The following is a 23,636-nucleotide window of genomic DNA, read 5'->3' on the forward strand; positions in this document are numbered from 1 at the left end:
GGTCACCATCCAATTCATCAACAACCACATGCTCGCTTCGATCCGCTGGCAGACTGCGCCCGGGTGGGGCGAATCTGCCAGCTTGGGGGATTCCGTATCAGTGTTTCAATTTGTCAGCCCGCCGCACGTCGCACAGGCCATTGCAGGCATCTGGCCTGCAATCTGCATGTACGACGCCCGCTGGCATCGACCTGCCTGCGCCAATGCAAGGGCTGTGTGGACTAAACTCCAGACAAATCAACCACTTACATCACAACGCGCAGGTGAAACACATTATAGGGGCCAAACCGCCATCCGACCGTCTCCCGGTCGCTTCCGCTCCCGCAGCGCGCCTGGTGGAGGTCGACGAAGACTCCGCCGGCCAGCGCCTGGACAACTTTTTGATACGCCAGCTCAAGGGCGTGCCCAAAACCCATGTCTATCGCATCATCCGCAGCGGCGAGGTGCGCATCAACAAAGGCCGGGTCAACGCAGACACCCGTGTGGCGGCGGGCGATGTGGTGCGCCTGCCTCCCGTGCGCATTTCCGACAAGGTGGCCGAGAAGGCCGAACGGCCCGCACCAGCGCGCGAATTTCCCATCCTGCTCGAAGACGAGCACCTGATCGCCCTGGACAAACCCGCTGGCGTGGCGGTGCACGGTGGCAGCGGGGTGAGCTTTGGCGTGATCGAGCAACTGCGCCAGGCGCGGCCGCAGGCCCGGTTCCTGGAACTCGTGCACCGGCTGGACCGCGAAACCTCGGGCATCCTGCTGGTGGCCAAGAAGCGGTCGGCGCTCACGCACTTGCAAGACCAGTTCCGTGAACGCGAAACCGGCAAAACCTATCTGGCGCTGGTGACGGGCGCCTGGCCCGCCAACAAGAAGGTGATCGACCTGCCGCTGCACAAATACCTGCAGGCGGGGCCGGAAGGCACCGCCGGTGCTGGCGAGCGCCGCGTGCGCGTGACCACCGCCGACGACCCGGACGGCATGCGCTCCATCACGCTGGTCAAGGTGCGGCAGTTGCTGCCCGCGCGTGCGGCGCAAGGCCTGCCCGCCATGAGCCTGTTGGAGGTGACCATCAAGACCGGCCGCACGCACCAGATCCGTGTGCACCTGGCCAGCCAGGGCCACCCCATCGTGGGGGACGACAAATATGGCGACTTCGATCTCAACAAACGCCTGCAGAAGCTGGGGATGCGGCGCATGTTCCTGCATGCCTGGCGGTTACAGTTCACGCACCCGGCCAGCGGCGAACGCGTGCAACTGAACGCTGAACTGCCGCCGGAGCTTGTCGATTTCATTCCAACCGCCTGATTGCCCCATGCGCCCCACCGCCCGCCCGCGCCGCTTTGACCTGATCGCCTTTGACTGGGACGGCACCCTGTTCGACTCCACGGCCATCATCGTGCGCAGCATCCAGGAGGCGGTGCGCGACGTGGGCGGCACCGTGCCCACCGACCAGGCCGCCGCCTATGTGATCGGCATGGCGCTCACCCAGGCGCTGGCCCATGCGGCGCCCGATGTGCCGCCTGAAAAATACCCCGAGCTGAACAACCGCTACCGTTTCCACTATTTGCAGCACCAGGATGACCTGAGCCTGTTTGCCGGCGTGCTGCCCCTGCTGGCCGACCTGCGGGCGCAAGGCCACCTGCTGGCCGTGGCCACCGGCAAAAGCCGCCGGGGCCTGGACGAGGCGCTGCACTCGGTGCAGCTCAAGGGCGTTTTCGACAGCTCCCGCACCGCCGACGAAACCGCTGGCAAACCCCATCCGCTGATGCTGCAGGAACTGATGGCCGAATTGGATGTGGCGCCCGAGCGCCTGCTCATGGTTGGCGACACCACCCACGACCTGCAGATGGCGCTGTCGGCCGGTTGTGCCAGCGTGGGCGTGAGTTACGGCGCCCATGAACCTGAGGCCTTTGAAGCGCTGAACCCCTTGCATGTGGCCCATTCGGTGCGCGATTTGCACGACTGGCTGCTGTCCCATGCCTGATTGGCGCGCCCTTGCATCGCTGGTGCCTGTTCGCCCATGACCACCACCGATTCCATCGCCATTGCGCTGTGCCGCAGCGCCGATCTGCAGGAGCGCCACCTGGCCGTGCCCTTTGACGTGGTGTATGCCGGGCAGACCTGCCGGGCCTTTGCCATCCGCTTCGAGGGGCGGCCCCACGCCTTTCTGAACCGGTGCACCCATGTGGCCATGGAGATGGACTACCAGCCCGACCGTTTTTTCGATGACACCGGCCAGTGGCTGCTCTGCGCCACCCACGGCGCGGCCTACCGGCCAGACACCGGCGCGTGCGTGGGCGGCCCCTGCCGCGGCGGGCTGGTGAAAATTGCCCTGTCCGAAGTGGACGGGGTGGTGCACTGGCATACTGCCTACAACCTGCAACCTGTTGAGTTCTGACCCATGACCGACCCCACCCGCACCGAGCCCACGGGTTCTGGGAAAAATCCACCGCAAGCGCCCGATCTGTGGGCGCAGCAAGCTACAAATTCGGGAGCAAAAGTGAGCGATTCATCGCGTGAACCCGGTTGGGAGCGCGCCACGCTGGAAAAGCTGGCGTTCTCGGTCCTCAATGAGCAGCGCAGTGCCCGCCGCTGGAAGATCTTCTTTCGCCTGACCTGGCTGCTGGTGGCACTGCTGGTGGCCTGGGCGGCCCTGTACCAGAACACCAGCGGCACCAGCAAAACGGCGCCGCACACCGCAGTGGTGGACATCAAGGGCGAAATCGCCTCCGGCGCCGAAGCCAGCGCCGAGCTGGTGGTGGCGGCCATGCGCAGCGCCCTGGAGGACGAAGGCTCGCAGGCGCTGGTGCTGCTGATCAACTCCCCCGGCGGCAGCCCGGTGCAGGCCGGCATCATCAATGACGAAATCGTGCGCCTGAAGGCCAAGCACAACAAGCCCGTGTATGCGGTGGTGGAAGAGACCTGCGCCTCGGCCGCCTATTACATTGCCGCGGCGGCCGACGAAATCTTTGTGGACAAGGCCAGCATCGTGGGCAGCATTGGCGTGCTGATGGATGGTTTCGGCTTCACGGGCACCATGGAAAAACTGGGCGTGGAGCGCCGCCTGCTCACCGCCGGCGAGAACAAGGGCTTTCTTGACCCCTTCAGCCCACAGACGGAAAAACAGCGCGAATACGCCCTGACCATGCTCGATCAGATCCACCAGCAGTTCATTGGCGTGGTGAAGGCCGGGCGGGGCGACCGCTTGAAGCCCACGCCAGAAACCTTCAGCGGCCTGTTCTGGACGGGCCAGCAGGCCATCGAGATGGGCCTGGCCGACAAACTGGGCAGCCTCGACTTTGTGGCGCGCGAAGTGGTCAAGGCCGAAGACATCATCGACTACACGCGCCGCGAAAACGTGGCCGAACGCCTGGCCAAGCGTTTCGGCGCGGCGATGGGCGTGGGTGCGGCCAAGGCCCTGGCGGCCAGCGCAGCTCCGCAATTGCGTTGAATTTGCAGCCCCGGGGTTCTGGGCGGCAGATTCGATGGAATATTGAAGAAATTAGCCGATAGCGCTTATGCAGCAAGCGCTGATAGCTATCAATTAAATAGCTAAAACAGGGTTGCAACGCCTATCGGCCAAACGCAAACACCACCGGCGTGCGGTTGTCCGTGGGCACCGCCTGCTGGCGCCACTGGCGCACCAGCTGGCTGCGAATCTGCACCTGGGGCAAGGTCAGCCCCCCCGCCAATGCCAGCCGCGTGTGGGGCTGCAGCGTCTGCACCAGGGCCTGCCACAGCGCTGCGTTGCGGTAGGGCGTTTCAATAAAGAGCTGGGTTTGCCCTGTCTTGAGCGCCAGCGATTCCAGCTCGCGGATGCGCTGGGTGCGCTCCTGCGCGTCTTGCGGCAGGTAGCCGGTGAAGGCGAAGTTCTGGCCATTGAGGCCGCTGGCGGCCAGCGCCAGCAGCAGCGAGACGGGGCCCACCAACGGCACTACCGGAATGCCGAGGTCGTGCGCGGCGCGCACCACAGACGAGCCCGGGTCGGCCACGGCGGGCATGCCGGCTTCGCTGATCAGGCCCATGTCGTGCCCCAACAGGGCGGCGGCCAGCAGCGGGCGGGCGTCGAATGGGGCCGATCCCTTGTCGCCGTGGTCGCCTTTCTTGTGCACCTCGCGTGGTAGCTCGGTGATGGTTTGTTGCTGCAGCGATGCGGCCAGCGGGTGCAGGGGCTCGATGCGCTTGAGGTAGGCGCGCGTGCTCTTGGCGTTCTCGCAGATCCAGTGCGACAGGCGGGCGGCCGTTTTCAATGTGCCGTCGGGCAGTGCGTCCTGCAGCGGCACCTGGGTGTCGCAGCCAAAGTCGAGCGGCGCGGGCACCAGGTACAGCGTGCCGTTGACGGCGGTGTTGCCGGGCGCGTCCAGCGGGGTGGCGGGGCGTGTGCTCATGGCAAAACCATCCCGGCGGCGCGCAGCATGCGGCAGGTGCGGATCAGCGGCAGGCCAATCAGGGCGGTGGGGTCGTCGCTGTGGATGGCATCGAGCAGTGCAATGCCCAGGCCTTCGCTTTTGGCGCTGCCCGCGCAATCGTAGGGTTCTTCGGCGCGCAGATAGCGTTCGATTTCTTCGTCGGTCAGCATGCGAAAGCGCACCTCGACCGGCGCCAGATCCACCTGCTCGAACCCCGTGGCGGCACAGACCACCGCCACCGCCGTCTGAAAGACCACGGTCTGGCCGCGCATCTGGCGCAACTGGACCACCGCGCGCTCGTGCGTGCCGGGCTTGCCCAGTGGCTGGCCGCCCAGGTCGGCCACCTGGTCCGAACCGATCACCACCGCTTGTGGGTGCTGGCGGGCCACAGCGTGGGCCTTGGCCAGGGCCAGGCGCAGGGCCAGGGCGCGGGGCGTTTCTGCCGCGAGCGGGGTTTCGTCAACCTCTGGGGCTGCCACCGCGAAAGGCAGGTTCAGCCGCGACAGCAGTTCGTGGCGGTAACGCGAAGTGGAGCCCAATACCAGGGGGCGTTGCGGGTGGGAAGATGGATGCATCGGCCGATTCTCTTACACTGCCGCCATGACCAAGGAATTCTCCCCCGATCGGCTCGACGTCAAGGCTTTTGCGCAGGCGGGCGGGCAGCTGTCCGGGCATGACTCGCTGCTGAAATACGAGCGCTTGTCCCAGGAGGCCAAGAGCCTGCATCCCGATCTGCGCGTGGACTGGACGGCCACGGGTGAAGTACGCACTGCGCTGGGCGGCATTGGGCAGGTGTGGCTGCATGTGCAAGCGCAGGCCACCTTTCCCATGGAATGCCAGCGCTGCCTGACACCGGTGGATGTGCCGTTGGCCGTGGAGCGGTCTTTCCGTTTTGTGGCCGATGAAGCCACGGCCGAGGCGCTCGACGATGAGAGCGAGGAAGATCTGCTGGCCCTGAGCCGCGAGTTCGATCTGTCCGAACTGATCGAGGATGAGTTGCTGATGGCCCTGCCTGTGGTGCCCCGCCACGATGAGTGCCCCACCGCCGTGCCGCTGGCCTCCAGCGACGACGATTTCGAGGCCGCCAGTGCCGAAAAGCCCAACCCCTTTGCTGCGCTGGCCAGCCTGCGCAAAGAAGAAAAGGGACAGTAATTGGCGTTTGGGATATAATCGAGGGCTTCACGCGAATCCCCTCGTGTCTTTAATGGGCTGATCGCGTTTTTACCAACCCTATTCAAGACCAGGAGCCATCATGGCCGTTCAGCAAAACAAAAAGTCCCCTTCCAAGCGCGGCATGCACCGCTCGCACAATGCCCTGAACGTGCCGGGCATTGCCGTGGAGCCCACCACCGGTGAAACGCATCTGCGCCACCACATCAGCCCCAACGGTTTCTACCGTGGCCGCCAGGTGCTGAAAAACAAGTCTGAAGCCTGACTTTAGCCTCCTTCACAAGGCCCGTTGCTACTTTGGCTGTAGCGCGGGCCTTTGTTTTTGTTGCATTTATCTTTCGGTCCGCACTGCTGACCGGACAAGTCGCCCATGATCACACTGGCTGTTGACTGCATGGGGGGCGACCACGGCCCCCGCGTCACGCTCGCGGCGTGCCGTCAGTTCCTCGACAATCATCCCGATGCCCATCTGCTGCTGGTCGGCCTGAAGGACAGTCTGCAATCCTTCTCGCACGAGCGCGCCACCGTGGTGCCGGCCACCGAAGTGGTCGCCATGGACGACCCGGTGGAGATTGCCCTGCGCCGCAAGAAGGACTCGTCCATGCGCGTTGCCATCCAGCAGGTCAAGGATGGCACGGCTGCCGCGGCGGTTTCCGCCGGCAATACGGGTGCCCTGATGGCCATTGCCCGCTATATCCTCAAGACGCTCGATGGCATTGACCGTCCGGCCATTGCCACCCAGATGCCCAACGCCCAGGGAGGCGCCACCACCGTGCTTGATCTGGGTGCCAATGTGGACTGCTCGGCCGAGCATTTGCTGCAGTTTGCCGTCATGGGCTCGGCGCTCGTGTCGGTGCTCAAGGGTGTTGAAGAGCCCACCGTAGGCTTGCTCAATATTGGTGAAGAAATCATCAAAGGCAGTGAAGTCATCAAAAAAGCGGGCGAACTCCTGCGATCTGCTGCGAATTCTGGTGATCTGAATTTTTACGGCAATGTCGAAGGCAATGACATCTTCAAAGGCACTGTGGACATCGTGGTGTGTGACGGTTTTGTGGGCAATGTCGCATTGAAGGCCAGCGAAGGCGTGGCATCCATGGTGGTGGGCGGGCTCAAGCGCGAGTTTTCACGCAACATCTTCACCAAGGCTGCTGCCATCTTTGCCTATCCGGTTCTTAAAGCGCTCATGAATCGCATGGACTACCGGCGTTACAACGGCGCGGCGCTGTTGGGTCTGCGCGGCCTGGTGTTCAAGAGCCACGGTTCGGCTGACATCATGGCCTTCGAGCAGGCATTGAACCGGGCGTATGATGCAGCCCGCAACAACCTGCTCGATCGTGTCCGGACCCGGATTGCGCATGCGGCGCCCCTGCTGGTGCCTGCTGCGGCCCAGTCTGCGCCCGGTGCTTCAGCGACAACCCATTGATGAGACGCTATTCCCGCATTACCGGCACCGGCAGCTATCTGCCCCCTCGCCGGGTGACCAACGCCGATCTGGTGGCCGAACTGGCACAGAGCGGTATCGAAACCTCCGACGAATGGATCGTGGAGCGCACCGGAATCCGGGCGCGCCACTTTGCGGCGCCGGATGTGACTTGCAGCGACCTGGGCCTGGAGGCGGCCAAGAGGGCGCTGGAGGCCGCAGGCTGCCAGCCGCAAGACATCGACCTGATCATCGTCGCCACCTCCACGCCCGACATGGTGTTTCCTTCGGCGGCCTGCATCTTGCAGAACAAGTTGGGTGCCAATGGGTGCCCCGCGTTTGATGTGCAGGCCGTGTGCAGCGGCTTCGTCTATGCCCTCACGGTGGCCGATGCCATGATCCAGACCGGCACCGCCAAGCGCGCGCTGGTGGTGGGAGCCGAGGTCTTCAGCCGCATTCTGGATTTCAAGGACCGCACCACCTGTGTGCTGTTTGGCGATGGCGCGGGCGCGGTGGTGCTGGAAGCTTCGGACACGCCCGGCATCCTGGCCAGCGACCTGCATGCCGATGGCCGGTATGTCGATATTCTGTGTGTGCCGGGCAGTGTATCGGGCGGCGCGGTGCTGGGTGATCCCGTGCTCAAGATGGATGGCCAGGCCGTGTTCAAGCTGGCGGTGGGCGTGCTCGACAAAGCCGCCCGCGCCACGCTGGCCAAGGCCAACCTGACCGAGGCCGACATCGACTGGCTGGTCCCGCACCAGGCCAATATCCGCATCATGCAGAGCACCGCCAAAAAACTGAAGCTGTCCATGGACAAGGTGGTGGTCACGGTGGACCAGCATGGCAATACGTCGGCCGCGTCGATTCCGCTGGCGCTGGACCACGCGGTGCGCTCGGGCCAGGTCAAGAAGGGTGAAACCCTGCTGCTCGAAGGAGTCGGGGGTGGTTTCACCTGGGGTGCTGTGCTCCTGAAGTTATAGCTGCTAGCGCTTTCTGAATAAGCGCTACAGGTATATTTCTTATAAATTTTTGGTTTTATGAAATCCTTTGCATTTGTCTTTCCGGGGCAGGGCTCGCAATCGGTGGGCATGCTCGACGCCTGGGGCGATCACCCCGTCGTGGTCCAGACGCTTCAGGAAGCCTCTGACGCCCTGGGGGAGAACCTTGCCCGGTTGATCCAGGAAGGCCCCAAGGAGGCGCTGGCCCTGACGACCAACACCCAGCCGGTCATGCTGGTGGCCGGCGTTGCCGCATGGCGCGTCTGGCGCGCCGAAGGTGGCGCCCTGCCGCTGGCTGTGGCCGGGCATTCGCTGGGCGAGTATTCGGCGCTGGTGGCGGCGGGCGTGCTGACGCTGGCCCAGGCGGCACCGCTGGTGCGTCTGCGCGCCGCCGCCATGCAGGAGGCCGTGCCGGTGGGTACCGGGGCCATGGCGGCCATTCTGGGCATGGAGGCCTCGCGGGTTATTGCGGGCTGCGCCGAGGCGGCGGCTTCCTTTGGCGCGGGTTCGACCGAAGTGGTCGAGGCCGTGAATTTCAACGATCCAATACAGACCGTGATCGCCGGCACCAAGGCGGGCGTGGACAAGGCCTGCGAGTTACTGAAGGCGGCGGGTGCCAAGCGTGCGCTGCCGCTGCCCGTGTCGGCGCCGTTCCACTCGAGCCTGATGAAGCCTGCCGCAGAAAAACTGCGCGTGGCGCTGGCCGATGTGGCACTGGCTGCGCCGCAGATTCCAGTGCTCAACAACGTGGACGTGGCCGTGCAGCAGGACGCCGACGCCATTCGGGACGCGTTGTACCGCCAGGCCTTTGGCCCGGTGCGCTGGGTCGAGTGCGTGCAGGCGCTCAAGGCGCGCGGCATCACCCATCTCATTGAATGCGGCCCCGGCAAAGTGCTGGCGGGCCTGACCCGGCGCATCGACCCCGAACTGGTCGGCGCCGCACTGTTTGACCCGGCCACACTGGCCGAAACCCGGGAGTTGTTGGCATGACGCAATCTGCATCTGAAGCGCAAGTGGCGCTGGTCACCGGCGCATCGCGCGGCATTGGCGCGGCGATTGCCCTGGAGCTGGCCGTGCGCGGCTACCAGGTGGTGGGCACCGCCACCACGGACGAGGGCGCAGAACGCATCAGCCAGGCGCTGTCGGCCTATCCGGGCTGCCGGGGCGCCAACCTGAACGTCAACGATGGCGCGGCCATCGAGGCGCTGATGGACTCCATCGTCAAGCAGCAAGGCGGTTTGCATGTGCTGGTGAACAATGCCGGCATCACGCGCGACACGCTGGCCATGCGCATGAAGGACGAGGACTGGGATTCCGTGCTGGACACCAATCTCAAGGCCGTTTTCCGCGTGAGCCGTGCGGCGATTCGTCCGATGATGAAGCAACGCTTTGGGCGCATCATCAGCATCACGAGCGTGGTGGGCGCATCGGGCAACGCAGGGCAGGCTAACTATGCGGCCGCCAAGGCCGGTGTGGCCGGCATGACGCGTGCACTGGCCCGCGAGCTGGGCAGCCGCAGCATCACGGTCAATTGCGTGGCACCCGGATTCATTGAAACCGACATGACGGCCAACCTGCCCGAAGAGCAGCAAAAAGCCCTGCAAGCGCAGATCGCCCTGGGCCATCTGGGCAAGCCAGCCGACATCGCCCATGCGGTGGCCTACCTGGCATCGCGCGAGGCGGGCTATGTGACGGGGCAGGAATTGCACGTCAATGGCGGCATGTACATGTAATTGTTGAGAGTTAACGTCGGTTCATCCGTGCGACGGGTCGGCTTGGGGGCTTTCCTCAAGCGGCTAGAATCGCGGATTCATTCACAACCCCCAGAGGGAAACCATGAGCGATATCGAAGCACGCGTCAAAAAAATCATTGCTGAGCAACTCGGCGTTGAAGAGTCCCAGGTCACCAACGAAAAAGCCTTTGTGGCCGACCTCGGCGCTGATTCGTTGGATACCGTCGAACTCGTGATGGCACTCGAAGACGAATTCGGCATCGAAATTCCTGACGAAGACGCAGAGAAGATCACGACGGTGCAAAACGCCATCGACTACGCCAACACCCACCAGAAAGCCTGAGCGGGCGTCCTACGCCTGACTTGAGCGATCAGCAGAAGGTTTTTACGCATGAGCCGTCGTCGCGTTGTCGTGACCGGCCTGGGGTGTGTCAGTCCCGTGGGTAACACGGTGGCGGATTCCTGGGCCAATGTCCTGGCCGGTAAGTCCGGCATTGATCTCATCACCAAGTTCGACACGTCGAACTTTTCCTGCAAGATTGCAGGCGAGGTCAAGGGATTTGATCTGGAGTCGTACATCAGCGCCAAGGATGCGCGCGCGATGGACACTTTCATCCATTTCGGCATCGCTGCGGCGGCCCAGGCTGTGCAGGACGCAGGCTTGCCCACGGGGGACGCACTGCACGATGACCTGGCAACGCGCATTGCCTGTGTGATCGGTTCCGGAATTGGCGGCTTGCCGCTGATCGAGAACACACACGCCGAGTTGACCGCCCGAGGTCCTCGGCGTATCACTCCTTTTTTCGTGCCCGCTTCCATCATCAACATGGTGGCAGGGCATGTTTCCATGCGATTCGGCTTCAAGGGGCCCAACCTTTCGGTGGTGACCGCCTGCACCACGGGCTTGCACTGCATTGGCCAGGCTGGTCGCATGATTGAATACGGCGATGCCGACGTGGCCGTGGCCGGCGGCACCGAGTCCACTGTGTCGCCCCTGGGCGTGGGTGGCTTTGCCGCCATGCGTGCACTGTCCACACGCAACGACGACCCCCAAACGGCTTCCCGCCCCTGGGACAAAGACCGTGATGGCTTTGTGCTGGGCGAGGGCGCTGGCGTCATGGTGCTCGAAGAGTACGAACACGCCAAGGCGCGCGGTGCCAAGATTTACGCCGAACTGACCGGCTTTGGCATGAGTGCCGATGCTGGCCACATGACCGCTCCCAACATGGACGGCCCCCGCCGCGCCATGCTGAGCGCCATGCACAACGCGGGCATCAACGCCGACCAGGTGGACTATCTCAATGCCCACGGCACATCCACTCCGCTGGGCGACCTGAACGAGACCAACGCCATCAAGGCGGCATTGGGCGCGCATGCCTACAAGACCGTGGTGAGCTCCACCAAGTCCATGACGGGTCACCTGCTCGGTGGCGCTGGCGGTATTGAAAGCGTGTTCACGGTGCTGGCTCTGCACCACCAGAAGGTGCCGCCCACCATTAATATCTTCAACCAGGACCCCGAGTGTGACCTGGACTACTGCGCCAACACGGCGCGTGATATGCCCATCAACGTGGCCGTCAAAAACAACTTCGGCTTTGGTGGCACCAACGGCACGCTGGTCTTCAAGCGGATCTGATGCGCTTGCTGTCACCAGGCCCTGTTGGTGACAGCCTGGGAGACGGCGTTCTACCATGCAGCGGCCTGTTCAGCGGGTTTGGCCGTCCGTGTGCGGCTGTCTGTTCTCGCTTGGTGGAGTAGCGAATGGCGCTGACCACGCGACGCGTTTCTCGCCATTTCTCCGCACCGCCTGTGCGTTATCCCGTGGGGCCGGGTTCGGTACTGCGTTGGGGCTTGCTAATCCTGCTCGGTACTGGCGGCGCTGTGTTGGTTTTCTGGCTCTTGCAGGGGGCCGGCGATTCGGCGATGCGACTGTTCGTTGCCATGCTGGTCTGGTCCGTTGCCGCGTCTGCGGTATGGCATTTCTGGCGGAAGCGGATCCGTGGGCTGCTGCAGTGGGACGGAGTGCACTGGCGTCTGGAAATCGACCAGCTTGGCCGGTCGGCGCATTCCTTCGAAGGAACCCTGTGGGTGCGGCTGGACCTTCAAAATCACCTCTGGGTTTGTCTGGATGGGCAAGACGGGCGCCACGCCTGGTTGTGGCTGGAGCGCCAAGGCGCGCCAGAACGCTGGGGCGATCTGCGGCGTGCTGTATATTCGCGCCCCAGGCCGGGGGGCTCCCGCGCAGACGAACCCGCAGCGGTGCACCGCCCGCAGGCGTGATTTCAAAGTGACAATGACCGCAACTCCCCCCGCAACTCCCTTAGACAGCGACCTCCAACTGGTGGAGCGCACGGTGGCGGGTGACCAGCGCGCCTACGAATTGCTGGTCATCAAATACCAGAGGCGCATAGAGCGCCTGATTGGCCGCATGGTGCGAGACACGGACCTCGTGCCCGACATTGCGCAGGAAACCTTTATTCGCGCCTACCGGGCGCTGCACCAGTTTCGGGGCGAAGCGCAGTTTTATACCTGGTTGTACCGGATTGCCGTGAACACGGCCAAAAAGGCGCTGATGGACATGAAGCGCAATCCCGTCATTTCAGAAAATGCCTTGCGCGGCAGTGATGAGGACGATGAAACTTCCCGCCTTGGACATGAACTAACTTCCGAAGAAACGCCCGAAACCGTTCTTGCAGCCCGTGAAATTGCCGAGGCCGTGAACGCGGCCATGGAGGCATTGCCGGACGATTTGCGGCAGGCGGTCACCTTGCGTGAGATCGAGGGATTGACTTACGAAGAGATTGCCACTGCGATGGAGTGCCCCATCGGCACGGTGCGGTCACGGATTTTTCGGGCACGCGAGGCGATATCCGCGCGCGTGCGCCCGTTGCTGGAAAACCAGTCGGGCAAGCGGTGGTGAGTCAGATTTTTTGGAGGCCGCTCTTGGTTGCGGCCGCAGTGGCTGGATGAGATGGGGCGGGTGACGCTATGAACACAGATTTGATGCAACGCGAACAGTTGTCGGCCTTGGCCGACGGGCAATTGCAAGGCGACGAATGGGCGCAGGCCCTGCAGTTCGCTGCACAGGAAGACGGGCAAACTACCTGGCAGCTTTACCATTTGGTGGGTGATGTTCTGCGCTCGCCCGAGTTGGCCCAACACCAGCATGGCACGCGTTCCATGGTGATGCGTGTGCGGGAGCAATTGGCGCAAGAACCCCTGCACGGACGGCTGCCGGAAGGCGCACCCGTGGCGGCGCAGATCGAACGCCCAGAAGCAGCGGTTGCCGCCAATGCCGCGGTGTACCGTTGGAAGCTGGCGGCGGGATTCGCATCATTGGCCGCTGTGGCGGCCATTGGCTGGAGTTCTTTCGCGGGACTGCAAGGCGCGGGATCTCCCGGTGCTCCACTGGCCGTAGCGCCTGCGCCGGCCCAGCCGCCCGCCGCACCCGTGGTTGCCGCTGCGGGCAACGAGGGGCAGCAGGTCATGATTCGCGATCCGCGCCTGGACGAGCTTCTTGCCGCGCACAAGCAATTTGGAAGCACCTCTGCATTGCAGATGCCAGCAGGGTTTCTGCGCAATGCCACGTTCGAGAGGTCTGACCGCTGATGTCCTGACGGGCGATTCTGTCGGGAATGATGCATGGCGGCCGGTGCGCGCGATGCGCTGTGGTGGCCTGTTTCACGCTGTGGGCTGCGGTGCTGTGACTTGATCGCAGCACCACGTCGTGGCTGCACGGGTGATTGGCATGGGCCCCAAGTCAACGTGGGAAAAAAGAGCGCGCGTGGATCAGGGAACCAAGCCCCTGCGGTTTCCTTCACAGTCATACAACATCACATTTGTTTGTAACCAACACCACCATTCAAGAAGGGTCGATGATGCTCAGGATCGATTGGAAAAAACTGCAGTCCTATGCGCTGGCCAGCGCGCTGATGGGGGCGGCAAGTCTGTTGGCCGTGCCGCACGGCGCGGCCCTGGCGCAACCCGCTGTAGCGCGGGGCTTGCCCGACTTCACCGAACTGGTGGAGCAGGTGGGGCCGTCGGTGGTGAACATCCGCACCTCCGAAAAGGTGTCGGCCCGCACCAATACGAATGGCATGGACGAAGAAATGCTCGAGTTCTTCAAGCGTTTTGGCGTGCCCATTCCCAATATGCCCCGGCAACAAAGGCCCCAGCGGCCGCAGCCCGATGAAGAACAGCCGCGCGGCGTGGGCTCGGGATTCATCCTGACCGCCGACGGTTATGTGATGACCAATGCCCATGTTGTCGAGGGCGCTGACGAGGTCATCGTCACGTTGACGGACAAGCGCGAGTTCAAGGCCAAGATCGTGGGGGCCGACAAACGCACCGATGTGGCAGTGGTCAAGATCGACGCCACCGGGCTTCCCGCCGTGAAGGTGGGTGATGTCAGCCGCCTGAAGGTGGGCGAATGGGTGATGGCCATCGGTTCGCCGTTTGGCCTGGAGAGCACCGTCACGGCAGGGATCGTGAGCGCCAAGCAGCGCGACACGGGCGACTATCTGCCGTTCATCCAGACCGACGTGGCCATCAACCCCGGCAACTCGGGCGGGCCGTTGATCAACATGCGCGGTGAGGTGGTGGGCATCAACAGCCAGATCTATTCGCGGTCTGGCGGATTCATGGGCATCTCGTTTGCGATTCCCATGGACGAGGCCGTGCGGGTGAGCGAGCAGCTGCGCGCCACCGGCCGTGTGACCCGTGGGCGCATTGGCGTGCAGATTGGCCAGGTCACCAAGGAAGTTGCCGAATCCATTGGGCTGGGCAAGGCATCGGGCGCACTGGTGACCGGGGTGGAAGCGGGATCGCCGGCCGACAAGGCGGGCATCGAGGCGGGCGACATCATCACCCGTTTTGATGGCAAGGTGATCGACAAGCTGGCGGATCTTCCGCGCATGGTGGGCAGCACCAAGCCCGGCACCAAAAGCACGGTCACGGTGTTCCGTCGTGGCAGCGCCAAGGACCTGGGCATCACCATCGCGGAAATCGAGGGTGACAAGCCGGCGAGCAAGCCCGCAGAACGGGAAGAAAAGCCCAAGGCTTCCGCTGCTGCACAGTTGCTCGGGTTGTCGGTGAGTGCGTTGACCGATGCGCAAAAGAAAGCGTTGAAAATTCGCGGCGGCGTGGTGGTGAATGCGGCCACCGACGCCGCTGCCCGTGCCGGTCTGCGCGAAGGCGACATCCTCCTTTCCATCGCCAACACAGAAATCAGCGGGGTCCGGGATTTCGAAGCGGTGCTGGCCAAGGTGGACAAGAGCAAGCCCATCAATGTGTTGTTCCGGCGGGGCGAATGGGCCCAATACGCCTTGATCCGCCCTTCGAAGTGACCCCGCGTTGAGGCTTACGCCCCAGGTACATGGCGAAATCCCGGGTGTTTTCCCGGGGTTTCTTGTGCCTGGATGGCCACAGGCAGCGAGCAGATTTAAATTTCTTCGGGGAATTGGAAGTTGGCGTTCGCTCACTTGGTGAGTTGCTCATTCAGCATTCTGGATAGAATACGAGCCTTTGTTCAACACATATCGACATAACAGTCGGCGTTGCGGCCGCATTGTGGAATGGGGCGTAGCCCATGCACAGCGGATCCACAGCGAGCGCACAAGTTGTTCATATGGTTGGGTGCCGATTGTGAATAAGCTGTGTGTAAAATGCTTGTTGCACTGCAGCAACGCGCTTCACTTGCGGGGTTGTGGCCCATTGGCGCAGGCTTTTTGCCTACAATGAACGCCCAACCTTCGCAGTTGCCAATGATTGTTGGTTCAGGGCGCGTCGCCATTCGACGCGCCCTTTTTTCTTGTCCGCGCCGTTTCAATTCAATTACTTGACGTTTTCCGTTGATGAAACACATTCGAAATTTTTCCATCATTGCGCACATCGACCATGGCAAATCGACGTTGGCTGATCGCTTGATCCAGCGGTGCGGCGGGCTTGCTGATCGCGATATGGAGGCGCAGGTGCTTGACTCGATGGACATCGAGAAAGAGCGTGGGATAACCATCAAGGCGCAGACCGCCGCGCTGCAATACAAGGCCCAGGATGGGCAGGTCTACAACCTCAACCTGATCGACACGCCCGGGCATGTGGACTTCTCGTATGAAGTGAGCCGTTCCCTGTCGGCCTGCGAAGGTGCGCTGCTGGTGGTCGATGCATCGCAAGGCGTGGAAGCGCAGACCGTGGCCAACTGCTACACCGCGCTCGACCTCGGGGTGGAAGTGGTTCCCGTGCTCAACAAGATGGATCTGCCCAACGCCGATCCCGACAACGCCAAGGCCGAAATCGAAGATGTGATCGGCATTGACGCGACCGATGCCATTCCCTGCTCTGCCAAGACTGGCATGGGCATTGACGAAATTCTTGAAGCCATCGTGGCCAAGGTGCCTGCGCCCAAGGGCAACCCGGATGGCCCGCTGCGCGCGATGATCATCGACAGCTGGTTCGACAGCTATGTGGGCGTGGTGATGCTGGTGCGCGTGGTCGATGGCCGCTTGCTCAAGGGCGAACGTTTCAAGATGATGGCCAGCGGCGCCGTGTACAACGCCGACAACCTGGGCGTGTTCACGCCCGCCAACGAGCCGCGCAACTCGCTCGATGCCGGCCAGGTGGGCTACATCATCGCCGGCATCAAGGAACTGCAGGCCGCCAAGGTCGGCGACACCATCACGCTTGAAAAGAAGCTGCCCAACAACGCGGGCCCCGCAACGCAAGCGCTGCCGGGCTTCAAGGAAATCCAGCCCCAGGTGTTTGCCGGGCTGTACCCCACCGAGGCCAGCGAATACGACTCGCTGCGCGATGCGCTCGAAAAGCTCAAGCTCAACGATGCATCGCTGCATTACGAGCCCGAGGTCAGCCAGGCGCTGGGTTTTGGTTTCCGCTGCGGCTTTCTGGGCCTGCTGCACATGGAAATCGTGCAGGAGCGGCTGGAGCGCGAGTTCGACCAGGACCTCATCACCACCGCGCCCAGCGTGGTCTACCAGGTGGTCCGGGCCGATGGCGAAGTCATCATGGTCGAGAACCCCTCCAAGATGCCCGACCAGGGGCGGCTGGAAGAAATCCGCGAGCCCATCGTCACGGTGCACCTGTACATGCCCCAGGACTACGTGGGCCCGGTGATGACGCTGGCCAACCAAAAGCGCGGTGTGCAGATGAACATGGCCTACCACGGCCGCCAGGTCATGCTGACCTATGAAATGCCGCTCGGAGAGATCGTGCTCGACTTCTTCGACAAGCTCAAATCCGTGTCGCGCGGTTATGCCTCCATGGACTATGAGTTCAAGGAATACCGCGCCTCCGACGTGGTGAAGGTCGACATCCTGCTCAATGGCGAGAAGGTGGACGCGCTGTCCATCATCGTGCACCGCTCGCAGTCGCAGTACCGCGGCCGCGCCGTGGTGGCCAAGATGCGCGAGATCATCAGCCGCCAGATGTACGACGTGGCCATTCAGGCAGCCATTGGCGCCAACATCATCGCGCGCGAAACCATCAAGGCGCTGCGCAAGAACGTGCTGGCAAAATGTTACGGCGGCGACGTCAGCCGCAAGCGCAAGCTCCTCGAAAAGCAGAAGGCAGGCAAGAAGCGCATGAAACAGATTGGCTCGGTCGAGGTGCCCCAGGAGGCCTTCCTCGCCATTTTGCAGGTGGAAGATTGATGCAGTTCATGCAAATTCTGACTTCGCTGGTGCTCGCCGCCTTCGTGGGCTATGTGGGTGCCTGGTACACGGGGGCGATCGAGGGCAACTTCGCCTTGCTGTTGTTTCTGGCCACGGTGGTCACCGGGGCCTACTGGCTGGCCGAGCGCCTGGTTTTTCTGCCACGCAGGCGCCGCGCGGCCCAGGCCATCGAGGATGCGGCCGTGCAGCGCCGCGCCGAACTCGACCGCATGGGCATCCAGAAGGTGGATGTGGATGTGCAGGAGGCCAAGGGCCGCATCCTGATGCAGCCCTGGTGGCTGGACTGGACTGCCGGGTTGTTTCCGGTGATCGCTGCGGTGTTCTTCCTGCGCTCGTTCCTTTTCGAGCCCTTCAAGATCCCGTCCGGCTCCATGATTCCGACGCTGCTCGTGGGCGACCTGATTCTGGTGAACAAGTTCACCTATGGCGTGCGGCTGCCGGTCATCAACACCAAAATCATCGAGGGCAACTCGCCTGCGCGTGGCGATGTGATGGTCTTTCGCTATCCGCCGCAGCCCAGCCTGGATTACATCAAGCGCGTGGTGGGCGTGCCCGGCGATGAGGTGGCCTATCTCAATAAGCGCCTCACCGTGAACGGCAAGCCGGTCGAAACCACGGCGGTGCCCGATTTCTTTGATGAAGACGCCATGCGCTATTTCAAGCAGTACGAGGAGCAGCTGGGTGGCCAGCCGCACCGGCTGCTGAACAACCCCGAAGTGCCGGCGTTTGTGCAAGGTGCCAGCAGCTTCGCTTACCGCGACAACTGCCGCTACAGCGTGGAAGGCGTCGTCTGCAAGGTGCCACAGGGGCACTATTTCATGATGGGTGACAACCGCGATAATTCGCTGGATTCACGTTACTGGGGGTTTGTGCCAGAGGCCAACATCGTGGGCAAGGCGTTCTTTGTCTGGATGAATTTTGGCAACCTCAAGCGGATTGGTTCGTTTCATTGAAGACAGCAGACTCAATAACGAGAGGGTAAAAACATGAGCATGCATCGCACAGCCAGCCGGTCACGCCAGCGAGGGGTGTCGTTTTTTGGCGTGATCTTCATTGGCTTGTTTGCCGTGGCGGCCTTTGCCATTGGCGGGCAGTCCATTCCGATCTTTCTGGAATATGTCGCGGCCAAAAAGGCCATCGAGAAGGCCAAGAGCGAGACCACTGTGCCCGCCATTCGTGCCGCCTTTGACCGCGCCGCCGCCATTGACGATATCCATTCGGTCAAAGGGGCGGACCTTGAAATCACCAAGCGTGACGACAAGGTGGTGGTGTCATTCAAATATGCGCGCGAGATTGCACTGGCAGGCCCTGCCTTCCTGGTGTATCGCTTTGACGCGCAGACCAACTAGGTGCAGCCGGCTCTGTCAGCGCTGCAGAACCGTCTGCAGCACACCTTCTCCAACGCCTCGCTGCTGCAACGTGCCGTCACGCACCGCAGTTTTTCGGCGGACCACAATGAACGCCTGGAGTTTCTGGGCGATTCGGTGCTCAACCTGGCCGTGGCCAGCCTGCTCTACCAGCGGCTGAGCGATCTGCCCGAGGGCGATCTCTCGCGCGTGCGCGCCAATCTCGTCAAGCAGGACACCCTGCACCAGCTGGCACTGCGCCTGCAGGTGTCGGAGGTGCTGCGCCTGGGCGAGGGCGAGTCCAAGTCCGGCGGCCAGTTGCGGCCGTCCATTCTGGCCGATGCCCTCGAAGCCCTGATTGGCGCCGTTTATCTGGACGCCGGTTACACCAGCGCCGAAGCGCTGGTGCACCGCCTGTTTGAGCGCGTGGAGATCAACCCCCAGATGCAGGCTGCCGCCAAGGACCCCAAGACCGCGTTGCAGGAGTGGCTCCAGGGCCGCAAAATGAAGCTGCCGCAATACAGCGTGGTGGCCACGGTAGGGGCGGCGCACCGCCAGACCTTTGACGTGGAGTGCGAAATCACCGAACTGGGCCTGGCCGAACGGGGCATCGGCGGTTCGCGCCGTGCCGGCGAACAGGCCGCCGCCGCCGCCATGCTGGCCACACTGAAAGCAAAGAACTTATGAATGATGCTACCAAAGATGTAGCTGGTGACGCAGGCGCTGAAAGCGCTCCGGTACAAAATGACCTAGAAGCCATGCTGGCTGCCGCCGGCGCTCCAGCGGCCGTGCCGGGCCAGCGCTGTGGCGTGATCGCCATCGTGGGCAAGCCCAACGTGGGCAAGTCCACCCTGCTCAATGCCCTGGTGGGCCAGAAGATCAGCATCACCTCGCGCAAGGCGCAGACCACGCGCCACCGCATCACCGGCATCCGCACGCGCGAGCAGACGCAGTTCGTCTTTGTCGATACGCCCGGATTCCAGACCCGCCACGCCACGGCGCTCAACAAGTCGCTCAACAAGACCGTGATGGGCGCGATTGGCGACGTGGACCTGATCCTGTTTGTGGTCGAAGCCGGCAACTTCACGCTGGCCGATGCCAAGGTCTTGAGCCTGTTCAAGCCCGGCATCCCCACGCTGCTGGTGGCCAACAAGCTCGACATGGTGCACCGCCGTGCCGAGCTGGCGCCCTGGCTCAAGAGCATGCAGGAGCGCCACCCGTTTACCGAGTTCGTGCCCATGTCGGCCAAGAACAAGGGCGACATCGAGCGCCTGTTTGGCATCTGCGCCAAATACCTGCCCGAGCAGGCCTGGTGGTACGCCGAAGATGAGCTGACCGACCGCAGCGAAAAGTTCCTGGCCTCCGAGACGGTGCGCGAAAAGCTGTTCCGTTTTACCGGTGATGAGCTGCCTTACACCTCCACGGTGGTCATCGACAAGTTTGAAGAAGAAGCCAGCAAGGCGCACAAACGCATGGTGAAGATCGCCGCCACCATCGTGGTCGAGCGCGACAACCACAAGATGATGGTCATTGGCGACAAGGGCGAGCGCCTGAAGCGCATCGGCACCGAAGCCCGCCAGGAGCTGGAAAAGCTCATGGACGCCAAGGTGTTCCTGGAGCTGTGGGTCAAGGTCCGCTCCGGCTGGGCCGACGACGAAGCCCGGGTGCGCTCCTTCGGCTACGAGTGACCTCCGTTCCGTGGCTGCCGCGAAGCGCATTTCCGATGAACCCGCCTTCGTGCTGCACAGCTACGACTGGAGCGAGTCCAGCCTGATCCTGGAAGTGTTTTGCCGCCGCCAGGGGCGTGTGGCCCTGGTGGCCAAGGGCGCGAAAAAGCCCAGTTCCAACTTCCGTCCGGTGCTGCTGCCGCTGCAGCCGCTGCTCGTGACCTACACCCTGGCCGGTGACGGCACGGCCGACATCCACACGCTCAAGGGCGCCGAGTGGGTGGGTGGCCATGTGATGCCCACGGGCGATGCACTGCTGTCGGGCCTGTACCTCAACGAACTGCTGCTGCGCCTGTTGGCCCGGGCCGACCCGCACGCTGCGCTGTTCGATGCCTATGCCGGCGTAGTGCGTGTGCTGGCCAGTGAACACGGCGAAGCGCTGGAGCCGGTATTGCGCAGCTTTGAGCTGCTCTTGCTGCGCGAGATCGGACTGCTGCCCAGCCTGGATGCCCAGACCATGACTTTTGCGCCGTTGCAGCCCGGCACGCGCTACACGCTGGTGCCTGAAGGCGGCTTGCGCGCTGCATCGACGGCAGACCGTGCCGGCCTGCTCGGCAGCCAGTGGCAGGCCCTGCAGCGCGCGCTGGATGGCGTGGCCAGCTACACCGCCACCTTGCGCGCCTGTGCGCCCGTAGCCGCCGAACTCAAGCCCCAGCTGCGTGCCCTGCTGCAATACCATTGCGGCAGCCCCACGCTGCGCACCCGCCAGCTCATGATCGACCTGCAGTCTCTATGAACATGTCCGAACCCATCCCGCACCGCACCGCCTTGTCGGTCAACGTCAACAAGGTGGCCCTGGTGCGCAACACGCGCCACCTGGGCATTCCCAGCGTCACGCGCGCGGCCGAGCTGTGCCTGCAGGCGGGTGCGCAGGGCATCACGGTGCACCCCCGGCCCGATGAGCGCCACATCCGCCGCCAGGATGTGTTCGCGCTGGCAGCGCTGATGCAGGCCTGGCCCGAGTGCGAATACAACATCGAAGGCAATCCGTCGCAGAACCTGATGGAGTTCATTCGCGAGCTGGCGGGCCAGGGCATGCGGCCCCACCAGGCCACCTTTGTGCCCGACAGCGAAGACCAGTTCACCAGCGACCATGGCTGGAGCTTTCCGAAGGATGCCGAGCGCCTGGCGCCGCTGATTGCCGAATGCCGCAGCCTGGGCGTGCGTGTGAGCCTGTTCATGGACCCGGTCCCGGAGCAGATGGCCGCAGCCAGGGCGGTGGGCGCGGACAGGGTGGAGCTGTACACCGAACCCTACGCCGCCGCCTGGGGCACGCCGCAGCAAGCCGTGGAGCTGCAACGCTACGCCGCCGCCGCCCAGGCCGCCCTGGATGCAGGCCTGGGGGTGAACGCCGGCCACGACCTGAACCGCGACAACCTCGCCGCCTTTGTGCGCGAGGTGCCCGGTGTGCTGGAGGTGTCGATCGGCCACGCCCTCATTGCGGATGCGCTGGAGCTCGGTTATGCCGCCACGGTGCAGGCGTATCTGGGCTGTATTGCAGCGGGCTTTGCGCCCATCAAAAACTCCTGATTTGATAGCTGCTGGCGCTTATCCATAAAGCGCTAGAGGCCATTTTTATTCATATTCCATGATCTACGGCATCGGAACCGACATCTGCGACGTGCGCCGCATCGCGGCCAGCCTGGCGCGCCATGGCGAGCGCTTTGCCGAAAAAGTGCTGGCCGATGGCGAGCTGGCCACCTGGCGCGAGCGCAGCAGCCGCTGGCCCGACCGGGGCCTGCGCTACCTGGCCACGCGCTTTTCGGCCAAAGAGGCGTTCAGCAAGGCCATTGGCCTGGGCATGCGCATGCCCATGACCTGGCGCCACTGCGAAGTCGCCAAGCTGCCCAGCGGCCAGCCGGTGATCGTGCTGCATGGCGCACTCAAGGAATGGTTTGACGCCAAAGGGCTCACGGCGCACCTGAGCGTGACCGACGAGACCGACTATGCCGCCAGCTTCTGTGTGGTAGAAAAGTCTGAATAAAAATAGGCTCTAGCGCTGGATGGATAAGCGCTGGCAGCTATGTTTTGAGTAGCAACCTGATGTTTGACACCTTATGACCGAACACGCACCCCTCATCCTCGACGTGGCTGGCACCACGCTCAGCGCCGCCGACCGCCGCCGCCTGGCCCACCCGCTCACCGGCGGCGTGATTTTGTTTGCCCGCAATTGGGAAAACCGTGCCCAGCTGCTGCAGCTCACCAGCAGCATCAAGGCCGTGCGCGACGACCTGCTGATCTGTGTGGACCACGAAGGCGGCCGCGTGCAGCGCTTTCGCACCGATGGCTTCACGCATCTGCCGCCCATGCGCGCTTTGGGCGAAATGTGGATGGATGACGGCAAGGGCGCCAAGGCCGTGCCCGGCAGCGGCGCGCTGCGCGCCACCAACGCGGCCACGGCGGCGGGCTATGTGCTGGGCACCGAGCTGCGCGCCTGCGGCGTGGACTTCTCGTTCACGCCCGTGCTTGATCTGGACCATGGCGAAAGCGGCGTGATCGGCGACCGGTCGTTTCACCGTGACCCGCGCGTGGTGGCCCTGCTCGCCAAGAGCCTCATGCACGGCCTGCTGCAGGCCGGCATGGCCAACTGCGGCAAGCACTTTCCCGGCCACGGTTTCGTCAAGGCCGACTCGCACACCGAAGTGCCGGTGGACAAGCGCAGCTTGAAGGCCATCCTGGCCGACGACGCCGCGCCGTACCCCTGGCTCAGCAGCACGCTCACCAGCGTGATGCCCGCCCATGTGATCTACCCCAAGGTGGACAGCCGCCCCGCCGGTTTCTCGCAGCGCTGGCTGCAGGACATCTTGCGCCGCCAGCTGCGCTTTGACGGCGCCATTTTCAGCGACGACCTCAGCATGGAAGGCGCGCGCCGCCTCGATGGCCAGGTGGTCAGCTACACCGACGCAGCCATCGCGGCGCTGGCCGCAGGCTGCGACCTGGTGCTGCTGTGCAACCAGAGCGTGGGCGATGGCAAGGCGGTGGATGAACTGCTGGAAGGCCTGGAGCAGGCCCTGGCACAAGGCCGCTGGCAGCCCAGCGTGGACAGCGAATCCCGCCGCCTGGCGCTGCTGCCCGAAACCTTGCCGCAGGCGTGGGATGAGCTGATGTACCAGCCCGCCTATCTGCAGGCGCTGGATTTGCTGCCCTGACAGAGCAGGGGC

Annotated in this window: 27 protein-coding genes; 25 read left to right on the plus strand and 2 right to left on the minus strand. The window is 63.4% G+C overall.

Annotated features, from left to right (window positions below; genetic code table 11):
• Positions 1–263: 263 nt before the first annotated feature.
• From CCX87_RS05115 to CCX87_RS05130, 4 genes are read left to right on the plus strand one after another with little or no spacing between them, the layout of a single operon-like run.
• Complete coding sequence (locus tag CCX87_RS05115; RefSeq protein ID WP_087744303.1) at positions 264–1,295, plus strand: RluA family pseudouridine synthase; 1,032 nt, start codon at positions 264–266, stop codon at positions 1,293–1,295.
• Positions 1,296–1,302: 7 nt separating this feature from the next.
• Positions 1,303–1,974: an HAD family hydrolase gene (locus CCX87_RS05120; protein ID WP_087744305.1), complete on the plus strand. Its 672-nt coding sequence runs from the start codon at positions 1,303–1,305 to the stop codon at positions 1,972–1,974.
• A gap of 36 nt (positions 1,975–2,010) precedes the next feature.
• Entirely contained in the window at positions 2,011–2,388 is a 378-nt protein-coding gene (locus tag CCX87_RS05125) for a Rieske (2Fe-2S) protein (protein ID WP_087744307.1), read from the plus strand.
• A 3-nt stretch (positions 2,389–2,391) separates the two neighbouring features.
• A complete protein-coding gene (locus CCX87_RS05130; protein WP_087744309.1) occupies positions 2,392–3,441 on the plus strand; it encodes a S49 family peptidase in 1,050 nt (349 codons plus the stop codon).
• A 121-nt stretch (positions 3,442–3,562) separates the two neighbouring features.
• Here the strand turns inward: CCX87_RS05130 and CCX87_RS05135 are convergent, their stop codons facing one another.
• Positions 3,563–4,378, minus strand: a complete 816-nt coding sequence (locus CCX87_RS05135; protein ID WP_087744311.1) for an SAM-dependent methyltransferase — start codon at positions 4,376–4,378, stop codon at positions 3,563–3,565.
• Positions 4,375–4,974, minus strand: coding sequence for a Maf family nucleotide pyrophosphatase (locus tag CCX87_RS05140; protein WP_087744314.1), 600 nt, complete (start codon positions 4,972–4,974; stop codon positions 4,375–4,377). The genes CCX87_RS05135 and CCX87_RS05140 overlap by 4 nt, the downstream gene beginning before the upstream one ends.
• Before the next feature lie 25 nt (positions 4,975–4,999).
• Between CCX87_RS05140 and CCX87_RS05145 the strand changes: the two genes are divergently transcribed.
• The 21 genes from CCX87_RS05145 (at position 5,000) to nagZ (ending at position 23,624) form a co-directional block, all read left to right on the plus strand.
• On the plus strand, positions 5,000–5,551 hold the full coding sequence (locus CCX87_RS05145; protein WP_087744316.1) for a YceD family protein: 552 nt from the start codon (positions 5,000–5,002) through the stop codon (positions 5,549–5,551).
• Positions 5,552–5,651: 100 nt separating this feature from the next.
• Positions 5,652–5,834, plus strand: coding sequence for a 50S ribosomal protein L32 (rpmF, locus tag CCX87_RS05150; RefSeq protein WP_005794249.1), 183 nt, complete (start codon positions 5,652–5,654; stop codon positions 5,832–5,834).
• A gap of 105 nt (positions 5,835–5,939) precedes the next feature.
• Complete coding sequence (gene plsX / locus CCX87_RS05155) at positions 5,940–6,992, plus strand: phosphate acyltransferase PlsX (RefSeq protein ID WP_087744319.1); 1,053 nt, start codon at positions 5,940–5,942, stop codon at positions 6,990–6,992.
• Positions 6,992–7,969, plus strand: a complete 978-nt coding sequence (locus tag CCX87_RS05160; RefSeq protein ID WP_087744321.1) for a beta-ketoacyl-ACP synthase III — start codon at positions 6,992–6,994, stop codon at positions 7,967–7,969. Before plsX ends, CCX87_RS05160 begins: the two co-directional genes overlap by 1 nt.
• Before the next feature lie 57 nt (positions 7,970–8,026).
• A complete protein-coding gene (gene fabD / locus CCX87_RS05165) occupies positions 8,027–8,977 on the plus strand; it encodes an ACP S-malonyltransferase (protein ID WP_087744323.1) in 951 nt (316 codons plus the stop codon).
• Entirely contained in the window at positions 8,974–9,720 is a 747-nt protein-coding gene (fabG, locus tag CCX87_RS05170) for a 3-oxoacyl-ACP reductase FabG (RefSeq protein ID WP_087744325.1), read from the plus strand. The genes fabD and fabG overlap by 4 nt, the downstream gene beginning before the upstream one ends.
• A 103-nt stretch (positions 9,721–9,823) precedes the next feature.
• Positions 9,824–10,063 (plus strand): acyl carrier protein, encoded by a 240-nt coding sequence (acpP, locus tag CCX87_RS05175; RefSeq protein WP_003058049.1) that lies wholly within the window; start codon positions 9,824–9,826, stop codon positions 10,061–10,063.
• A gap of 48 nt (positions 10,064–10,111) precedes the next feature.
• Positions 10,112–11,356, plus strand: coding sequence for a beta-ketoacyl-ACP synthase II (fabF, locus tag CCX87_RS05180; protein ID WP_087744327.1), 1,245 nt, complete (start codon positions 10,112–10,114; stop codon positions 11,354–11,356).
• A 125-nt stretch (positions 11,357–11,481) separates the two neighbouring features.
• Positions 11,482–12,000: a hypothetical protein gene (locus tag CCX87_RS05185; protein ID WP_143218408.1), complete on the plus strand. Its 519-nt coding sequence runs from the start codon at positions 11,482–11,484 to the stop codon at positions 11,998–12,000.
• A gap of 13 nt (positions 12,001–12,013) precedes the next feature.
• Positions 12,014–12,640, plus strand: a complete 627-nt coding sequence (gene rpoE, locus CCX87_RS05190) for an RNA polymerase sigma factor RpoE (RefSeq protein ID WP_087744331.1) — start codon at positions 12,014–12,016, stop codon at positions 12,638–12,640.
• Positions 12,641–12,708: 68 nt separating this feature from the next.
• Positions 12,709–13,329 (plus strand): sigma-E factor negative regulatory protein, encoded by a 621-nt coding sequence (locus CCX87_RS05195; RefSeq protein WP_087744333.1) that lies wholly within the window; start codon positions 12,709–12,711, stop codon positions 13,327–13,329.
• 269 nt (positions 13,330–13,598) lie between these two features.
• A complete protein-coding gene (locus CCX87_RS05200) occupies positions 13,599–15,065 on the plus strand; it encodes a DegQ family serine endoprotease (protein ID WP_087748189.1) in 1,467 nt (488 codons plus the stop codon).
• Positions 15,066–15,572: 507 nt separating this feature from the next.
• Entirely contained in the window at positions 15,573–17,381 is a 1,809-nt protein-coding gene (gene lepA, locus CCX87_RS05205; protein WP_087744335.1) for a translation elongation factor 4, read from the plus strand.
• Positions 17,381–18,355, plus strand: a complete 975-nt coding sequence (gene lepB / locus CCX87_RS05210; RefSeq protein ID WP_087744336.1) for a signal peptidase I — start codon at positions 17,381–17,383, stop codon at positions 18,353–18,355. The genes lepA and lepB overlap by 1 nt, the downstream gene beginning before the upstream one ends.
• Positions 18,356–18,388: 33 nt before the next feature.
• A complete protein-coding gene (locus tag CCX87_RS05215; protein ID WP_087744338.1) occupies positions 18,389–18,751 on the plus strand; it encodes a DUF4845 domain-containing protein in 363 nt (120 codons plus the stop codon).
• On the plus strand, positions 18,752–19,435 hold the full coding sequence (gene rnc, locus CCX87_RS05220) for a ribonuclease III (RefSeq protein ID WP_087744340.1): 684 nt from the start codon (positions 18,752–18,754) through the stop codon (positions 19,433–19,435).
• Positions 19,432–20,436 carry a GTPase Era gene (era, locus tag CCX87_RS05225; RefSeq protein ID WP_087744342.1) on the plus strand — a complete coding sequence of 335 codons (1,005 nt, stop codon included), beginning with the start codon at positions 19,432–19,434 and terminating at the stop codon, positions 20,434–20,436. Before rnc ends, era begins: the two co-directional genes overlap by 4 nt.
• A 10-nt stretch (positions 20,437–20,446) precedes the next feature.
• Positions 20,447–21,211: a DNA repair protein RecO gene (gene recO, locus CCX87_RS05230; RefSeq protein ID WP_087744344.1), complete on the plus strand. Its 765-nt coding sequence runs from the start codon at positions 20,447–20,449 to the stop codon at positions 21,209–21,211.
• 2 nt (positions 21,212–21,213) lie between these two features.
• A complete protein-coding gene (locus CCX87_RS05235; RefSeq protein WP_369825322.1) occupies positions 21,214–22,005 on the plus strand; it encodes a pyridoxine 5'-phosphate synthase in 792 nt (263 codons plus the stop codon).
• A gap of 58 nt (positions 22,006–22,063) precedes the next feature.
• A complete protein-coding gene (gene acpS, locus CCX87_RS05240; RefSeq protein WP_087744349.1) occupies positions 22,064–22,459 on the plus strand; it encodes a holo-ACP synthase in 396 nt (131 codons plus the stop codon).
• A gap of 73 nt (positions 22,460–22,532) precedes the next feature.
• Positions 22,533–23,624 (plus strand): beta-N-acetylhexosaminidase, encoded by a 1,092-nt coding sequence (gene nagZ, locus CCX87_RS05245; RefSeq protein ID WP_087744351.1) that lies wholly within the window; start codon positions 22,533–22,535, stop codon positions 23,622–23,624.
• Positions 23,625–23,636 lie beyond the last annotated feature (12 nt).

Source organism: Acidovorax sp. T1, assembly GCF_002176815.1.
Classification (GTDB): Bacteria; Pseudomonadota; Gammaproteobacteria; order Burkholderiales; family Burkholderiaceae_C; genus Acidovorax.

Excerpts from the sequence above, each read along its gene's own strand:
- nagZ (WP_087744351.1), top strand. The coding sequence starts at position 22,533 with ATGACCGAACACGCACCCCTCATCCTCGACGTGGCTGGCACCACGCTC.
- CCX87_RS05125 (WP_087744307.1), top strand. The coding sequence starts at position 2,011 with ATGACCACCACCGATTCCATCGCCATTGCGCTGTGCCGCAGCGCCGAT.
- rpoE (WP_087744331.1), top strand. The coding sequence starts at position 12,014 with ATGACCGCAACTCCCCCCGCAACTCCCTTAGACAGCGACCTCCAACTG.
- rpmF (WP_005794249.1), top strand. The coding sequence starts at position 5,652 with ATGGCCGTTCAGCAAAACAAAAAGTCCCCTTCCAAGCGCGGCATGCAC.
- plsX (WP_087744319.1), top strand. The coding sequence starts at position 5,940 with ATGATCACACTGGCTGTTGACTGCATGGGGGGCGACCACGGCCCCCGC.
- lepA (WP_087744335.1), top strand. The coding sequence starts at position 15,573 with ATGAAACACATTCGAAATTTTTCCATCATTGCGCACATCGACCATGGC.
- acpS (WP_087744349.1), top strand. The coding sequence starts at position 22,064 with ATGATCTACGGCATCGGAACCGACATCTGCGACGTGCGCCGCATCGCG.
- CCX87_RS05120 (WP_087744305.1), top strand. The coding sequence starts at position 1,303 with ATGCGCCCCACCGCCCGCCCGCGCCGCTTTGACCTGATCGCCTTTGAC.
- CCX87_RS05130 (WP_087744309.1), top strand. The coding sequence starts at position 2,392 with ATGACCGACCCCACCCGCACCGAGCCCACGGGTTCTGGGAAAAATCCA.
- acpP (WP_003058049.1), top strand. The coding sequence starts at position 9,824 with ATGAGCGATATCGAAGCACGCGTCAAAAAAATCATTGCTGAGCAACTC.
- CCX87_RS05140 (WP_087744314.1), bottom strand. The coding sequence starts at position 4,974 with ATGCATCCATCTTCCCACCCGCAACGCCCCCTGGTATTGGGCTCCACT.
- CCX87_RS05160 (WP_087744321.1), top strand. The coding sequence starts at position 6,992 with ATGAGACGCTATTCCCGCATTACCGGCACCGGCAGCTATCTGCCCCCT.
- CCX87_RS05200 (WP_087748189.1), top strand. The coding sequence starts at position 13,599 with ATGCTCAGGATCGATTGGAAAAAACTGCAGTCCTATGCGCTGGCCAGC.
- CCX87_RS05215 (WP_087744338.1), top strand. The coding sequence starts at position 18,389 with ATGAGCATGCATCGCACAGCCAGCCGGTCACGCCAGCGAGGGGTGTCG.
- CCX87_RS05145 (WP_087744316.1), top strand. The coding sequence starts at position 5,000 with ATGACCAAGGAATTCTCCCCCGATCGGCTCGACGTCAAGGCTTTTGCG.
- fabG (WP_087744325.1), top strand. The coding sequence starts at position 8,974 with ATGACGCAATCTGCATCTGAAGCGCAAGTGGCGCTGGTCACCGGCGCA.
- fabD (WP_087744323.1), top strand. The coding sequence starts at position 8,027 with ATGAAATCCTTTGCATTTGTCTTTCCGGGGCAGGGCTCGCAATCGGTG.
- CCX87_RS05235 (WP_369825322.1), top strand. The coding sequence starts at position 21,214 with ATGTCCGAACCCATCCCGCACCGCACCGCCTTGTCGGTCAACGTCAAC.
- era (WP_087744342.1), top strand. The coding sequence starts at position 19,432 with ATGAATGATGCTACCAAAGATGTAGCTGGTGACGCAGGCGCTGAAAGC.
- fabF (WP_087744327.1), top strand. The coding sequence starts at position 10,112 with ATGAGCCGTCGTCGCGTTGTCGTGACCGGCCTGGGGTGTGTCAGTCCC.
- CCX87_RS05185 (WP_143218408.1), top strand. The coding sequence starts at position 11,482 with ATGGCGCTGACCACGCGACGCGTTTCTCGCCATTTCTCCGCACCGCCT.
- CCX87_RS05195 (WP_087744333.1), top strand. The coding sequence starts at position 12,709 with ATGAACACAGATTTGATGCAACGCGAACAGTTGTCGGCCTTGGCCGAC.
- CCX87_RS05135 (WP_087744311.1), bottom strand. The coding sequence starts at position 4,378 with ATGAGCACACGCCCCGCCACCCCGCTGGACGCGCCCGGCAACACCGCC.
- lepB (WP_087744336.1), top strand. The coding sequence starts at position 17,381 with ATGCAGTTCATGCAAATTCTGACTTCGCTGGTGCTCGCCGCCTTCGTG.